Source organism: Streptomyces sp. NBC_01283 (genome assembly GCF_041435335.1).
Taxonomy (GTDB): domain Bacteria; phylum Actinomycetota; class Actinomycetes; order Streptomycetales; family Streptomycetaceae; genus Streptomyces.
On sequence record NZ_CP108430.1, the window covers coordinates 2,929,204 to 2,942,464 of the forward strand.

The 13,261-nt window shown below is 68.6% G+C and carries 15 protein-coding genes and 5 tRNA genes; 4 read left to right on the forward strand and 16 right to left on the reverse strand.

What is annotated here, in order from left to right:
- Positions 1 to 32: 32 nt before the first annotated feature.
- Both OG302_RS13115 and OG302_RS13120 read right to left on the reverse strand, forming a co-directional pair.
- Positions 33 to 1,043, reverse strand: a complete 1,011-nt coding sequence (locus OG302_RS13115; RefSeq protein ID WP_371526958.1) for an NAD(P)H-dependent glycerol-3-phosphate dehydrogenase — start codon at positions 1,041 to 1,043, stop codon at positions 33 to 35.
- Positions 1,040 to 1,831, reverse strand: coding sequence for a lysophospholipid acyltransferase family protein (locus OG302_RS13120; RefSeq protein ID WP_371526959.1), 792 nt, complete (start codon positions 1,829 to 1,831; stop codon positions 1,040 to 1,042). The genes OG302_RS13115 and OG302_RS13120 overlap by 4 nt, the downstream gene beginning before the upstream one ends.
- Positions 1,832 to 2,042: 211 nt before the next feature.
- Here OG302_RS13120 and cofC point away from each other — a divergent pair, with 211 nt between their 5' ends.
- Positions 2,043 to 2,678 (forward strand): 2-phospho-L-lactate guanylyltransferase, encoded by a 636-nt coding sequence (gene cofC / locus OG302_RS13125; RefSeq protein WP_371526960.1) that lies wholly within the window; start codon positions 2,043 to 2,045, stop codon positions 2,676 to 2,678.
- A 13-nt stretch (positions 2,679 to 2,691) separates the two neighbouring features.
- On the forward strand, positions 2,692 to 2,895 hold the full coding sequence (locus OG302_RS13130) for a hypothetical protein (protein WP_160507421.1): 204 nt from the start codon (positions 2,692 to 2,694) through the stop codon (positions 2,893 to 2,895).
- 109 nt (positions 2,896 to 3,004) lie between these two features.
- On the opposite strand, the gene OG302_RS13135 is transcribed toward OG302_RS13130, so the two are convergent.
- The 4 genes from OG302_RS13135 to leuC form a co-directional block, all read right to left on the reverse strand.
- Positions 3,005 to 3,718 (reverse strand): HU family DNA-binding protein, encoded by a 714-nt coding sequence (locus tag OG302_RS13135; RefSeq protein WP_371526961.1) that lies wholly within the window; start codon positions 3,716 to 3,718, stop codon positions 3,005 to 3,007.
- Positions 3,719 to 3,891: 173 nt separating this feature from the next.
- Positions 3,892 to 4,128, reverse strand: coding sequence for a hypothetical protein (locus OG302_RS13140; protein ID WP_371526962.1), 237 nt, complete (start codon positions 4,126 to 4,128; stop codon positions 3,892 to 3,894).
- A 239-nt stretch (positions 4,129 to 4,367) separates the two neighbouring features.
- Positions 4,368 to 4,961 (reverse strand): 3-isopropylmalate dehydratase small subunit, encoded by a 594-nt coding sequence (gene leuD, locus OG302_RS13145; protein ID WP_371526963.1) that lies wholly within the window; start codon positions 4,959 to 4,961, stop codon positions 4,368 to 4,370.
- A gap of 5 nt (positions 4,962 to 4,966) precedes the next feature.
- Positions 4,967 to 6,400, reverse strand: coding sequence for a 3-isopropylmalate dehydratase large subunit (leuC, locus tag OG302_RS13150; RefSeq protein ID WP_371526964.1), 1,434 nt, complete (start codon positions 6,398 to 6,400; stop codon positions 4,967 to 4,969).
- A 181-nt stretch (positions 6,401 to 6,581) separates the two neighbouring features.
- On the opposite strand from leuC, the gene ndgR reads away from it, so the two are divergent.
- Positions 6,582 to 7,298, forward strand: a complete 717-nt coding sequence (ndgR, locus tag OG302_RS13155) for an IclR family transcriptional regulator NdgR (protein WP_053137572.1) — start codon at positions 6,582 to 6,584, stop codon at positions 7,296 to 7,298.
- Positions 7,299 to 7,388: 90 nt separating this feature from the next.
- Here the strand turns inward: ndgR and OG302_RS13160 are convergent, their stop codons facing one another.
- The gene (locus tag OG302_RS13160) at positions 7,389 to 7,847 is read right to left on the reverse strand and encodes a DUF4188 domain-containing protein (protein WP_371750108.1); all 459 of its coding nucleotides are present in this window, start codon (positions 7,845 to 7,847) and stop codon (positions 7,389 to 7,391) included.
- 122 nt (positions 7,848 to 7,969) lie between these two features.
- Here OG302_RS13160 and OG302_RS13165 point away from each other — a divergent pair, with 122 nt between their 5' ends.
- The gene (locus tag OG302_RS13165; protein ID WP_371526965.1) at positions 7,970 to 8,632 is read left to right on the forward strand and encodes a MerR family transcriptional regulator; all 663 of its coding nucleotides are present in this window, start codon (positions 7,970 to 7,972) and stop codon (positions 8,630 to 8,632) included.
- A 68-nt stretch (positions 8,633 to 8,700) separates the two neighbouring features.
- Here OG302_RS13165 and OG302_RS13170 read toward each other — a convergent pair.
- The 9 genes from OG302_RS13170 to OG302_RS13210 form a co-directional block, all read right to left on the reverse strand.
- A tRNA-Glu gene (locus OG302_RS13170) sits at positions 8,701 to 8,773 on the reverse strand.
- Positions 8,774 to 8,795: 22 nt separating this feature from the next.
- Positions 8,796 to 8,867, reverse strand: a tRNA-Gln gene (locus OG302_RS13175).
- Between the two features lie 28 nt (positions 8,868 to 8,895).
- A tRNA-Glu gene (locus OG302_RS13180) sits at positions 8,896 to 8,968 on the reverse strand.
- Between the two features lie 62 nt (positions 8,969 to 9,030).
- Positions 9,031 to 9,103, reverse strand: a tRNA-Glu gene (locus OG302_RS13185).
- A gap of 21 nt (positions 9,104 to 9,124) precedes the next feature.
- Positions 9,125 to 9,196 (reverse strand) — tRNA-Gln (locus tag OG302_RS13190).
- A gap of 87 nt (positions 9,197 to 9,283) precedes the next feature.
- Positions 9,284 to 10,009, reverse strand: a complete 726-nt coding sequence (locus OG302_RS13195; protein WP_371526966.1) for an HAD family hydrolase — start codon at positions 10,007 to 10,009, stop codon at positions 9,284 to 9,286.
- A gap of 179 nt (positions 10,010 to 10,188) precedes the next feature.
- The gene (gene gltX, locus OG302_RS13200; RefSeq protein ID WP_371526967.1) at positions 10,189 to 11,670 is read right to left on the reverse strand and encodes a glutamate--tRNA ligase; all 1,482 of its coding nucleotides are present in this window, start codon (positions 11,668 to 11,670) and stop codon (positions 10,189 to 10,191) included.
- On the reverse strand, positions 11,663 to 12,451 hold the full coding sequence (locus OG302_RS13205; RefSeq protein ID WP_361838156.1) for a fumarylacetoacetate hydrolase family protein: 789 nt from the start codon (positions 12,449 to 12,451) through the stop codon (positions 11,663 to 11,665). Before OG302_RS13205 ends, gltX begins: the two co-directional genes overlap by 8 nt.
- 118 nt (positions 12,452 to 12,569) lie before the next feature.
- On the reverse strand, positions 12,570 to 12,770 hold the full coding sequence (locus OG302_RS13210) for a hypothetical protein (RefSeq protein WP_371526968.1): 201 nt from the start codon (positions 12,768 to 12,770) through the stop codon (positions 12,570 to 12,572).
- Positions 12,771 to 13,261: the final 491 nt, after the last annotated feature.

A 13,261-nucleotide genomic window follows, 5' to 3' on the forward strand; every position in this document is an offset into this window, starting at 1 on the left:
CGGCTTGAGGGTACCCGCTGGCCCGGGGAGAGTCAGCGGCGCTCGGGCTTGGCGCTGCGTGACATGAGCTCCTTGAGGGCGACCACCGGCGGCGTGCCCTCGTGCACGATGCCCACGACCGTTTCCGTGATGGGCATGTCGACGCCGTGCCTGCGGGCCAGTTCGAGGACCGACTCACAGGACTTGACGCCCTCGGCGGTCTGCTTGGTGACCGCGATGGTCTCCTCGAGCGTCATGCCCTTGCCGAGGTTCGTGCCGAAGGTGTGGTTGCGCGACAGCGGCGACGAGCAGGTCGCCACCAGGTCGCCCAGGCCCGCGAGTCCGGAGAACGTCAGCGGGTCCGCGCCCATGGCCAGGCCCAGACGGGTGGTCTCGGCGAGGCCGCGGGTGATGAGCGAGCCCTTGGTGTTGTCGCCGAGGCCCATGCCGTCCGCGATGCCGACGGCGAGGCCGATGACGTTCTTGACGGCGCCGCCGAGTTCGCAGCCGACGACGTCCGTGTTCGTGTACGGGCGGAAGTACGGGGTGTGGCAGGCCGTCTGCAGGCGCTGCGCGATCGATTCGTCGCGGCAGGCGACCACGGCGGCGGCGGGCTGCCTGGCGGCGATCTCGCGGGCCAGGTTGGGACCCGTGACGACGGCGATGCGGTCGGCGGCGACCTTCGTGACGTCCTCGATGACCTCGCTCATCCGCATCGCGGAGCCCAGTTCGACGCCCTTCATGAGGGAGACGAGCACGGTGTCCGGGGCGAGCAGCGGCGCCCACGCGGCGAGGTTTCCGCGCAGCGTCTGCGAGGGCACGGCGAGCACGGTGAAGTCGGCGCCTGCGGCGGCCTCGGCCGGGTCGGTGGTCGCCCTGATGTTCTGCGGGAGTTCGACACCGGGGAGGTAGTCCGGGTTGCTGTGCGAGGAGTTGACCGCCTCGGCGAGTTCGGCGCGCCGTCCCCACAGGGTGACGTCGCACCCCGCGTCGGCGAGCACCATGCCGAAGGCAGTGCCCCAAGAGCCCGTTCCGAAGACGGCGGCCTTCACCGGGGTCGTCACTTGCTGTCCTCCGTGGTGTTCTCGGGGCTGCTCTCGGGGACGCCGCGACCGCTGCGGTCCGCCGCCTTGCGGCGTTGCGCCAGGCGCGCCTTGCGCGGGTCGTACGGGGTGTCGGGGGCCTTCTCGTGCCGGATCTCCTCCAGGAGTTCGGTGACCGCGGCCATGATGGTCTCGGTCACCTCCCGCAGGACCTCGGGAGTGGGCTCCTTGTCGTGGAAGCGCGAGAGGTCGACCGGCTCGCCCGCGAGCACCTGGAGCTTCTTGCGCGGGAAGAGGCTGAGCTTCTTGCTGTACGGCGGGAGCGCGAGGTTGGCGCCCCACTGCGCGACGGGGATCACAGGGCACTTGGTCCGCAGGGCGACCCGTGCGGCACCGGACTTGGCCGTCATCGGCCACATCTCGGGGTCCCGGGTGAGGGTGCCCTCCGGGTAGAACGCCACGCACTCACCGCGCTCGATCGCGTCGACCGCGGCACGGAAGGCGTCGAGCGCGTTCGTGGTCTCGCGGTAGACGGGGATCTGGCCCGTGCCCTTCATGACCTTGCCGACGAACCCGTCCTTGAAAAGGCCGTCCTTTGCCAGGAATCGAGGCACTCGTCCGGTGTTGTACTGAAAATGTGCGTACGAGAGCGGGTCGATATACGAGTTGTGATTCACCGCGGTGATGAATCCGCCGTCGGCCGGAATGTGTTCCATTCCCCGCCAGTCCCGCTTGAACAGAACCACCAGCGGCGGTTTAGCGATGACCGCCGCCAGGCGGTACCAGAAGCCGATTCTGCGGCGGGACACTCGGACACCTTCCTCCATGAACCTGGTAGGCCGCACAAGTGTCGCCCCAGGCTGCCTGTCTGTCGAGAACACCGTACGCCCACCCGTCTCCCGCCACCGCCCCTGTAAAGAGGCGCTACGCGCCGCCCCTCCTGATCCCGGAACCCGGCCCCGGTGGTGCCCCGCTCAGCAGGTCACAATGGGCCCGACGCGAAGGATGGAGCCGCCACCCGTGCAGTGGACCCTGGTGATACCCCTGAAACCGCTGGAGCGCGCCAAGAGCAGGCTCACCGCCACCACCGGCGACACGCTGCGGCCGGGCCTCGCCCTGGCCTTCGCACAGGACACCGTGGCCGCCGCGGTGTCCTGCCCGGCGGTGCGGGATGTGGTGGTCGTCACGGACGATCTCCTTGCCGGGCGCGAGCTGGCGTCCCTGGGGGCCCGGATCGTCCGCGACGAGCCCGTGGGGGGCCTCAACGCCGCTCTGGCACACGGAACGGGTGTAGTACGCACCGAACGGCCCGAATCGGCCGTCGCGGCGCTGAATGCCGATCTCCCCGCACTGCGCCCCCTGGAATTGGCCCGCGTGCTCGACAGCGCGGCCCAATTCCCCCGCTCATTCCTTCCTGATGCCGCAGGAATCGGCACGACCCTGCTGTCCGCAGCCCCCGGCTTGGAATTGCGCCCCGCATTCGGCGCGGCGTCCCGCTCCCGGCACACGGCCTCGGGTGCGGTGGAACTTCCGCTCGACGGTGTCGACTCCGTACGCCAGGACGTGGACACCGGCGACGACCTGCGGGCCGCGCTCGCGCTGGGCGTGGGGCCACGCACGGCGACGGCTGCCGCGCGGCTGCTGATCGCCGACTGAGTACGCTTCCCCCATGCAGGCGACCGCGTACACGTACGACTCCGAGACCCGCAGCGGCAGCGTGCTGCTCGACGACGGCACTCCGGTGCCCTTCGATCCCCCGGCGTTCGACGCGGGCGGCCTGCGGCTGCTCAGGCCCGGCCAGCGGGTGCGGATCGAGGTCGAGGGAGAGGGCGAGGGGCGTCGCATCACGTTGGTGACGCTGCAGACGTTCTGAGGCCGGGGCTCCCCTCGGGCCCCGTCCGGCCCCGGTCCGGGCCCCGCACACGCCGCGGGCCGGGCTCCCAGTGGGGAGCCCGGCCCGGCGCGTGAGTACCCTCTTGCCCTTACTTCTTGCGGGCGGTCACCTTCTTGGCGGTGGTCTTGCGCGCCGCCGACTTCTTGGCGGGTGCGGTCTTCTTGGCCGCGGTCTTCTTGGTGGCCGGCGCGGTCTTCTTGGCGACAGCCTTCTTCGCCGGCGCGGCCTTCTTCGCCGTCGTCTTCTTGGCTGTCGACGCCTTCTTGGCCGTGGTGGCCTTCTTGGCGGTGGTCTTGGCCGTGGGCGCCTTCTTGGCCGTGGTGGCCTTCTTGGCCGTCGTCTTCTTGGCCGTGGCCGCCTTCTTGGCCGTGGTGGCCTTCTTGGCGGTAGTAGCCTTCTTCACCGCCGCCTTCTTGGCGGTAGTAGCCTTCTTCGCCGCTGCCTTCTTGACGGTCGGCGAAGCGCTGCCCACTGAATAGGTGCCCTTGGGTGCCTTCTGGACCGCGGGTGCGTTCCTCGGAAGCTTCTTCGAGCCGTTCACCAGGTCCTTGAAGCCCTGTCCGGCGCGGAAGCGGGGAACCGAGGTCTTCTTGACTCGAACACGCTGCCCAGTCTGCGGGTTGCGCGCGATTCGGGCCGGACGCTCAACCTTCTCGAACGAGCCGAAACCGGTGACCGATACACGCTCTCCGCTGACCACTGCCCGGACGATTGCGTCCAGAACCGCGTCCACAGCTTCGGCGGCCTGCTGACGGCCACCCACCTTGTCGGCAATCGCTTCTACGAGCTGCGCCTTGTTCACGTCTTCCCCTTCGGAGACCTCGCCCGAGCGTATTCGCCAGGCTTTTTCGCACGTTAGGCAGATATATACCGCAAATCAAACACGAAACGGGCTAATCACCCTTGTGCCGCAACGAACTCGGCTGTCCATGAGTTCCTCGAAGGTTCCTCGAAGGGCCGTTTGAGCCTTGCGGCTCAGGCGTCTTCGGGGAATCGGCCCTCTTCAGCCTCGTCGAGGGACTCCATCAACAGCTCCAGACGCCTTGCCGCATCGGCGAGATCGTGTTTGGCCGCGGCCGTAATGACCAGCAGCTTCCGGGTCAGCGCCATCCGTACGCCCTCCGGGACTTGCAGTGCACGCACTCGTGAGTGCGCTTCCTTCAGTTGGTCCGCAACAAGCCCGTAGAGCTCGAGTTGGCTGTCACGTTCCATGCACCGATTGTGCCATCTGGGGCGAGTTGTCGCCTCCGCAGGGGGTAACTACCCACATCCGGCGCCCTCCTGAGGGTACCCGGTCGGAGCGAGTACAAGAGGATTTCAAGCCTCTTCTGCCGTCCGGATCAAGGGAGTTGAGTCCACCCGTTCAGGTCATCGGGTACCCCGAGGGGGCCGGACACAGATGTACCCCCAACCGTCCACGATTGGGGGTACACCGGGGTGTTGCGGGGGCGTCAGACCTGCACGGTCCGCGGCTTGTGCGAGCGTCGCTCGGCCTCGTACGCGGCGATGTCCGGCTCGTTCTGGAGCGTGATGCTGATGTCGTCCAGGCCGTTCAGGAGACGCCAGCGGGCGTTCTCGTCCAGCTCGAAGTCGGCGGTGACGCCTTCGGCGCGGACTTGGCGATCCTGCAGGTCAACGGTGATTTCGGCCTGCGGGTCGGCCTCCGTCAGCTCCCAGAGCGCGTCCACGACCTTCTGGTCGAGCACGACGGTGAGCAGGCCGTTCTTCAGCGAGTTGCCGCGGAAGATGTCGGCGAAGCGCGAGGAGATGACGGTCTTGAAGCCGAAGTTCTGCAGGGCCCATACGGCGTGTTCGCGCGAGGAGCCCGTTCCGAAGTCGGGACCGGCGACCAGGACCGTGGCGCCCTGGCGTTCGGGCTTGTTCAGGACGAACTCGCCGTCCTTGCGCCAGGCCTCGAAGAGCCCGTCCTCAAATCCGTCCCGGGTGACCTTCTTCAGCCAGTGGGCGGGGATGATCTGGTCGGTGTCCACGTTGCTGCGGCGCAGCGGAACGGCCCGGCCGGTGTGCGTGGTGAATGCTTCCATGGCTCTCAGACTCCGGCGGTGACGGGGGCGTCAGGGGCATCGGTCAGGTCGGCGGGCGATGACAGGTGGCCCGTCACCGCGGTGGCGGCGGCGACCTGGGGCGACACCAGATGGGTGCGGCCGCCCTTGCCCTGCCTGCCCTCGAAGTTGCGGTTGGAGGTCGACGCGGAGCGCTCGCCGGGCGCCAGTTGGTCGGGGTTCATGCCCAGGCACATCGAGCAGCCCGCATGCCGCCATTCGGCGCCCGCGGCGACGAAGACCTTGTCCAGGCCCTCCTCGATGGCCTGCAGGGCGACCCGGACCGAGCCGGGGACGATCAGCATCCGTACGCCGTCGGCGACTTTGCGGCCCTCGACGATGGAGGCGGCCGCACGCAGGTCCTCGATGCGGCCGTTGGTGCACGAACCTACGAAGACGGTGTCGACCTTGATGTCGCGCAGCGCCTGTCCGGCGGTCAACCCCATGTATTCCAGGGCCTTTTCGGCGGCGAACCGCTCCGACGCGTCTTCGTACGAAGCAGGATCGGGGACGTTCGCCGAGAGCGGCGCGCCCTGGCCCGGGTTGGTGCCCCAGGTGACGAACGGCGCGAGCTTGGTGGCGTCGATGTAGACCTCGGCGTCGAAGACCGCGTCCTCGTCCGTCTTCAGGGTCTTCCAGTACGCGACCGCCGCGTCCCACTCCTCGCCCTTCGGGGCGTGGTCGCGGCCCTCGATGTAGTCGAAGGTGGTCGCGTCGGGGGCGATCATGCCCGCGCGGGCGCCGGCCTCGATCGACATGTTGCAGATGGTCATGCGGGCTTCCATCGAGAGTTTCTCGATGGCGGAGCCGCGGTACTCCAGGACGTAGCCCTGGCCGCCGCCGGTGCCGATCTTGGCGATGATGGCGAGGATCAGATCCTTGGCCGTGACGCTGTCGGGCAATTCGCCGTCGACCGTGATGGCCATCGTCTTCGGGCGGGCCATCGGCAGCGTCTGCGTGGCCAGGACGTGCTCGACCTGGGAGGTGCCGATGCCGAACGCCAGCGCGCCGAAGGCGCCGTGCGTGGAGGTGTGGGAGTCGCCGCAGACCACGGTGGTGCCGGGCTGGGTCAGGCCCAGCTGCGGGCCCACGACGTGGACGACGCCCTGCTCGACGTCGCCCAGCGAGTGCAGGCGTACGCCGAACTCGGCGCAGTTCTTGCGCAGCGTCTCCAACTGGGCCCGCGAGACGGGGTCCGCGATGGGCTTGTCGATGTCGAGGGTCGGGGTGTTGTGATCCTCGGTGGCGATGGTGAGGTCGAGGCGCCGCACCGGGCGTCCTGCCTGGCGGAGGCCGTCGAAGGCCTGCGGGCTCGTCACCTCGTGCAGCAGGTGCAGATCGATGAAGAGGAGGTCGGGCTCGCCTTCGGCGCGCCGGACGACGTGGTCGTCCCAGACCTTCTCCGCGAGTGTCCTACCCATCGCTTTCCCTCCGACCGGCTGTGTTGGCGCCGGCCCAACTAGAGAATTGTTCGTCCACGCCCGTACCCCTCGTGCCGCGCGTGGGCCGCTTTCCGTTGGTCCGCGGATCGCACTCACAGGGTGACGTGTTCCATGGAAAATTGAACTTGCGTTTCACAGAGTGAGACGCGAGTATCGACGCATGGACAACTCTAGCGGCGTCGGCGTTCTCGACAAGGCGGCTCTCGTCTTGAGCGCCCTGGAGTCCGGTCCGGCCACCCTCGCGGGGCTGGTCGCGGCCACCGGACTCGCACGACCCACGGCACATCGTCTCGCCGTGGCACTGGAACACCACCGGATGGTGGCGCGCGACATGCAGGGCCGTTTCATTCTCGGCCCGCGGCTCGCGGAACTCGCGGCGGCGGCCGGCGAGGACCGTCTGCTCGCCACGGCGGGCCCGGTCCTCACGCATCTGCGTGACGTGACGGGCGAGAGCGCGCAGCTCTATCGCCGGCAGGGCGACATGCGGATCTGCGTCGCCGCGGCCGAGCGCCTCTCGGGCCTGCGGGACACGGTCCCCGTCGGCTCGACGCTCACCATGAAAGCGGGCTCGTCCGCGCAGATCCTGATGGCCTGGGAGGAGCCGGAGCGCCTGCACCGCGGCCTCCAGGGCGCCCGCTTCACGGCCACGGCCCTCTCGGGCGTACGACGCCGGGGCTGGGCCCAGTCGATCGGCGAGCGGGAGCCGGGAGTCGCGTCCGTCTCCGCCCCCGTGCGCGGACCCTCGAACCGCGTGGTCGCCGCCGTCTCGGTCTCCGGGCCGATCGAGCGCCTGACCCGCCACCCGGGCCGGATGCACGCGCAGGCCATCATCGATGCCGCCGGGCGCCTGTCCGAGGCCCTGCGCCGCACGGGCTGACCCGCACGCACCACTCCCGGACAGCACACAGAACGCCCGAGGGGCCGCCTCAACGCCGCGGCGGCCCCTCGGGCGTTCTTTCTTGTCCCCTCATGCCACCTTGAGGCGGTCCGCGGCCCTGTCTCCCCTGCGGCCCACCGGCACCACGCCGACTGCCGCACCCAGGCCGAACTCCGGCATGTTGATGTACACCGCCTCGTGGGCGCCCTCGGGCACGACATACGTCTCGTGCCAGAAGCCGACCTTCCCCTTGCCCTCCCGCACCCGCCGGTTGAAGGCGGCCCAGGCGGGGCGGTGCTCCTTGCCCTGCGCGGACGCGTAGGCGAGCAGCTTCTCCGAGGACTCCCAGTACTGCACGACGTACAGGACCCGCGTCCCGCCGAACAGCAGCTGGTAGCCCAGCATCCCGCTCTCCCGGTCCTTGGACAGCTCCCTGAGCATCCTCGGCATCGCCCGGAAGACGGGCCACCAGCTGCGCACGGCGCGGAAGTTGTTGATGCGCATCCCGATGTTGAAAACGGTGACGCCGCCCTGCGCGTCGGCGGTCATGCGCCCTTCGATCGGCTTGCTGCTCACGATGGTTCCCCCTTCAGAGAGCGTTGGATAGTTCCGCTATCCATGATTGGATAGTGCCACTCACCAAGTGGATACGCAAGAGGGGACGCGAGCCGATGAGACTGGCGGAGCTGAGCACGCGCAGCGGGGTCTCGACGGCCACGATCAAGTACTACCTGCGTGAGGGCCTGCTCCCGTCGGGCCGCCGCGTGAGCGCGACGCAGGCCGAGTACGACGAGAAGCACTTGCAGCGACTGCGCCTGGTGCGGGCGCTCATCCAGGTGGGCCGGGTGCCGATCGCGTCCGCCCGGGAGGTGCTCACCGCCCTGGAGGACGACTCCCTGGACCACAACTCCCGCCTGGGGACGGCGGTCTACGCACTCCCCCACGGCCCCGACCCCGTCGAGGGCGATCCCGCGACGGAGACGGCGGGACGGACGGTCGACGCCCTGCTGGAACGGATCGGCTGGCAGCACGGCCAGAGTTCCGGCCCTCGGTCACCGGCGTACGGCATGCTCGTGACCGCAGTTGCGACGCTCGCCCGGCTCGGATACCCCTGCACCGTCGACGACTTGGCGCCTTACGCGCACTCGGCGGGGCAACTGGCCGTCGCCGACCTGGATTTGGTGGAACGCTTCGAGTCGCCCGACGAACAGCTGGAGGCGGCGGTCGCGCTCACCGTGCTGTACGAGCCGGTCCTGCTGAGCCTGCGCCGGCTCGCCCAGGCCGAGGAGTCCAACCGCCGCTACGGGCAAGTGGGTTCACCGAAGCGGGCATGACGACGGGCACGACTGGCGAACACGACCAAGGGGCCCTCCCTTGCGGGAAGGCCCCTTGTCCATTCGCGTACCCCCGACCGGATTCGAACCGGCGCTACCGCCTTGAGAGGGCGGCGTGCTAGGCCGCTACACAACGGGGGCTAGCTTGTCCTGCTGTACTGCGCTGGGCTACCAGGACTCGAACCTAGAACAACGGAACCAGAAACCGTCGTGTTGCCAATTACACCATAGCCCACTGTGGTCTAGACCAGCCAGACCCTGCGTACCCCCGACCGGATTCGAACCGGCGCTACCGCCTTGAGAGGGCGGCGTGCTAGGCCGCTACACAACGGGGGCCCTAGCGATCCTGCATCGGCTGCAGTGGGTGCGACCCGGACTGCTTCCATGGGAAGGATCTGTACCCCCGACCGGATTCGAACCGGCGCTACCGCCTTGAGAGGGCGGCGTGCTAGGCCGCTACACAACGGGGGCGTTGCAGATAAGCTCTGCGAGCTGGCCTACCAGGACTCGAACCTAGACTAACGGAACCAGAAACCGTCGTGCTGCCAATTACACCATAGGCCATCGATACGCAACCCCTTGCGGGAGTTTTGCTCGACTTGCGCTTCCTGTTCGGACCTTTCGGCCTTCTCGGGCGGCGCAGGAAGAACATTACCCGACGTTGGACGGCGCTCCAAAACGGGTATCGGCGCGGAGCAGCGGGGGGAGCTCGGAGAGGCGCGTGATGCGGTGCACGCCCGACGGGCCTTCCTGCGCCGTGCTGTTGCGGTCGAGCCAGATCCCGAGGAGACCCGCGTCGCGCGCGCCCCTGGCGTCGATCTCCGGCTGGTCCCCCACGTAGGCGATCTCGTCGGGCCGCAGCCCCATCGCCGTGCACACCGCGAGGAAGGCCTCGGCCGCGGGCTTGGAGACGCCGAGTTCGGCCGCGCAGAGGACCGCTTCGAAGCGGTCGCGCACGCCGAGGGCGCGCAGCTTGCGGTCCTGGACGATCAGGGCGGAGTTGGAGAGGACCGCGTGGCGGTAGTCGCCGGCGAGGGCGTCCAGGGCGGGGACGGTGTCGGGGAAGAGGGTCCAGGCGGATTCGTAGTGTGTGAGGTATCGCTCGAACCAGGCGTCCGCCTCCTGGTCGGTCAGCGCGGCGTCCAGGAAATCGCGCACACGGTCGCGGCGCTGGGCCTCGAACTCGATCCCTCCGGCGCTGAAGCGTGCCCAGTGCCGCTCGGTGACCTCTTTCCACAGGGCGAGGGCCCGCTCGGCGGTCTCGTACCTCTCGATGAGGCCTTCGGCGGTGAGGTGCGCGTGCATGCCGGTGGTGTCGGCGTGCGCGTAATCGAAGATCGTGTCATCGATGTCCCAGACCACGGCTTTGATCGGCATGTCTTCGACGGTAATCGCACCCGCCGCTCCGGGCTGGGGGTTCGGGGGGTTACCCCCCGAAGAATGCAGTATCGATGTCCCGGACCACGGCTTTGATCGGCATGTCTTCGACGGTATGCGAAGGACCCGGGAGCCGTTGGGGCTTCCGGGTCCTTCGTGTGTGCTGTGCGGCTACGCGGCTAGGCGGCGAGCTTCGACAGGGCCGCGTCGATGCGGGTCAGCGACTTCTCCTTGCCCAGGATCTCCAGGGACTCGAAGAGAGGCAGGCCGACCGTGCGGCCGGTGACGGCGACGCGGACCGGGGCCTGCGCCTTGCCGAGCTTCAGGCCGTGCTCCTCGCCGGCGGCCAGGACGGCCTCCTTGAGGGACTCCGGGGACGTCCAGTCGGCGGCGTCGAGCTTGGCGCGGGCCGTCGTCAGGAGTGCGGCGGGGTCGCCCTTGCCCATCGCCTTCGTCCAGGACGCCTCGTCCTCGACCGGCTCCTTGAGGAACAGGAAGTCGACGTTCTCCGTGATCTCGGAGAGCACCTTGATGCGGGTCTGCGCGTGGGGGGCGATGGCCTCCCAGGCCGCCTCGTCGAAGTCCTCGGCCGCCCAGTTGGCGTGCGGGGCCTTCAGCCAGGGCTCGCAGGCGGTCGCGAACGCCTTCACGTCCAGCATGCGGATGTGGTCGGCGTTGATCGCCTCGGCCTTCTTCAGGTCGAAGCGGGCCGGGTTGGCGTTCACGTCCGCCAGGTCGAACTTGGCGACCATGTCCTCGATCGAGAAGACGTCCTGGTCCGCGGAGAACGACCAGCCCAGGAGGGACAGGTAGTTCAGCAGGCCCTCGGGGAGGAAGCCGCGCTCGCGGTAGAGGTTCAGGGACGCCTGCGGGTCACGCTTGGAGAGCTTCTTGTTGCCCTCGCCCATGACGTACGGGAGGTGGCCGAAGGCCGGGGCCTCCTTGGCGATGCCCAGGTCGGCCAGGGCCCTGTAGAGGGCGATCTGGCGCGGGGTCGAGGAGAGCAGGTCCTCGCCGCGCAGGACGTGGGTGATCTCCATCATGGCGTCGTCGACCGGGTTCACCAGCGTGTAGAGCGGTGCTCCGTTGGCGCGCACGATGCCGTAGTCCGGGACGTTCTCCGGCTGGACGGTGATCTCGCCGCGGACCAGGTCCGTGAACGTGATCGCCTCGTCGGGCATGCGGAAGCGGACGATGGGCTTGCGGCCCTCGGTGTCGTACGCGGCACGCTGCTCGGCGGTCAGGTCGCGGCAGTGGCCGTCGTAGCCGGACGGCTTGCCCGCGGCGCGGGCGGCGTCGCGGCGGGCGTCCAGCTCCTCCGTGGAGCAGTAGCAGTAGTACGCGCGGCCCGCGTCCAGGAGCTTGGCCGCGACATCCTGGTAGATGTCCATGCGCTGCGACTGGCGGTACGGCGCGTGCGGGCCGCCGACCTCGGGGCCCTCGTCCCAGTCGAAGCCCAGCCAGCGCATCGAATCGAGGAGCTGCTCGTACGACTCCTCCGAGTCGCGAGCCGCGTCGGTGTCCTCGATGCGGAAGACCAGGACGCCCTCGTTGTGCCGGGCGTAGGCCCAGTTGAAGAGAGCGGTGCGGACCAGGCCCACGTGGGGGTTGCCGGTCGGCGAGGGACAGAAACGTACGCGTACGGGAGTCGCGTTAGCCACGCTTGATCACCTTGTTGGTGAGAGTGCCGATGCCTTCGATGGTGACGGCGACCTCGTCGCCGACGTTGAGGGGGCCGACCCCTGCCGGGGTGCCCGTGAGGATGACGTCGCCCGGGAGCAGCGTCATGGCCTCGGAGATGTGCACGATCAGGTCCTCGATGGAGCGGACCATGTCGGTCGTACGCCCCAGCTGGCGCTGCTCGCCGTTGACCGTGCACTGGATGGTGAGGTCCGAGGGGTCGAGCTCGGTCTCCACCCAGGGGCCGAGCGGGCAGGAGCTGTCGAAGCCCTTGGCCCTGGCCCACTGCTTCTCGCGCTGCTGGACGTCACGCGCGGTGACGTCGTTGGCGCAGGTGTAGCCGAGGATGACGTCACGGGCGCGCTCGCGCGGGACCTCGCGGCACATGCGGCCGATGACCACGGCCAGCTCGGCCTCGTAGTGCACCTCCTGCGAGAAGGAGGGGTACGCGATGGCGTCGCCGGGGCCAATCACCGAGGTGGAGGGCTTGAAGAAGGCGACCGGGATGTCGGGGACCTCGTTGCCGAGCTCCGCCGCGTGCTCCGCGTAGTTGCGGCCGATGCCCACGACCTTGTTGGGGAGCACCGGGGGCAGCAGCCTGACCTTGCTCAGCGGGACCTTCGTGCCGGAGAGCTCGAAGTCCGCGAACGGGATGCCCTTGATGATGTCGAGAACGAGCCCATCGGTCGTTCCGGGGGCACTTTCGCCCTCGACCGCGCCGAAGGCGACGTTGCCGTCGATGGAGAACCTGGCGATGCGCAAGAGCGGTGCCCTTTGCTGGAGGGAGAGACTGACACCCCAGGCTAACGTGGCCGTGTGCCGCCAGGCCTCCCGAGCTCCCGCGGCTTCGGCCGCCGTCGATCGCGCTGCGCGCTCGTCCTCAGACGCCGGACGGGCTGAAGGCCTCGGGGGCGTCCATCAGGACCGTGCGCCGGGGGTTGGCCGTCACAGTCGGCAGTTCCGTCGCATGGTCCGGCTGCTCGGCGGCCGGGGCGACCTCCTGTGCGTCCGTGAGGTGGGCGAGGGTGGTGCGGCGCGGGTTGGCTATGTTGCGGAACATCGCCGACTTCACAGTCTTCATCTGCTGTTCAAGCCCTGTCAGTTGAGGCGTCCTGGGGAGGACGCGGGTTGTCGGATTCGCCATCCCTGTAAAGCGTCAGGCTAAACATCCAATTCCCGGCCAAAGCCCGGATGAGGCCCTGATCTTGATGTGAGTTTGCTCACGACGGAGCGGGCAAATAGGTCAATTCCGGCTCGTGGAGGCCTTGTTGGAATCGGACATTGCGCCACTGAAGCCATCATTCCGCTCCCGATCATGAACACTGGGACACCCTCCACCCTTAGCTTTCCTGGGTGTATTCGACCGTTTTGCCCCAGATAACTTTCTACGTCTCGTGACGCGGCACTCACGCCTAGTCACGGAGGTCGCGGCGCGACACACGGGCCTTGTTGGAGATCCTGCACTGTGCTGGAATTCCCGGGACCGCCGCGGGATCGAACCGGCGCGCAGGGGCGCAACGCAGCGCCGAGTGGCGGCGGGAAAGGGGAGCCAGCGCCGGTCACTCACGACCA

Bases quoted from the DNA above. Each gene is read 5' to 3' on its own strand.
- leuC (WP_371526964.1), bottom strand. From the start codon at position 6,400: ATGGGTAGGACACTCGCGGAGAAGGTCTGGGACGACCACGTCGTCCGG.
- OG302_RS13195 (WP_371526966.1), bottom strand. From the start codon at position 10,009: ATGCCGATCAAAGCCGTGGTCTGGGACATCGATGACACGATCTTCGAT.
- ndgR (WP_053137572.1), top strand. From the start codon at position 6,582: ATGGACAACTCTAGCGGCGTCGGCGTTCTCGACAAGGCGGCTCTCGTC.
- leuD (WP_371526963.1), bottom strand. From the start codon at position 4,961: ATGGAAGCATTCACCACGCACACCGGCCGGGCCGTTCCGCTGCGCCGC.
- OG302_RS13165 (WP_371526965.1), top strand. From the start codon at position 7,970: ATGAGACTGGCGGAGCTGAGCACGCGCAGCGGGGTCTCGACGGCCACG.
- OG302_RS13130 (WP_160507421.1), top strand. From the start codon at position 2,692: ATGCAGGCGACCGCGTACACGTACGACTCCGAGACCCGCAGCGGCAGC.
- OG302_RS13160 (WP_371750108.1), bottom strand. From the start codon at position 7,847: ATGACCGCCGACGCGCAGGGCGGCGTCACCGTTTTCAACATCGGGATG.
- OG302_RS13140 (WP_371526962.1), bottom strand. From the start codon at position 4,128: ATGGAACGTGACAGCCAACTCGAGCTCTACGGGCTTGTTGCGGACCAA.
- OG302_RS13210 (WP_371526968.1), bottom strand. From the start codon at position 12,770: ATGAAGACTGTGAAGTCGGCGATGTTCCGCAACATAGCCAACCCGCGC.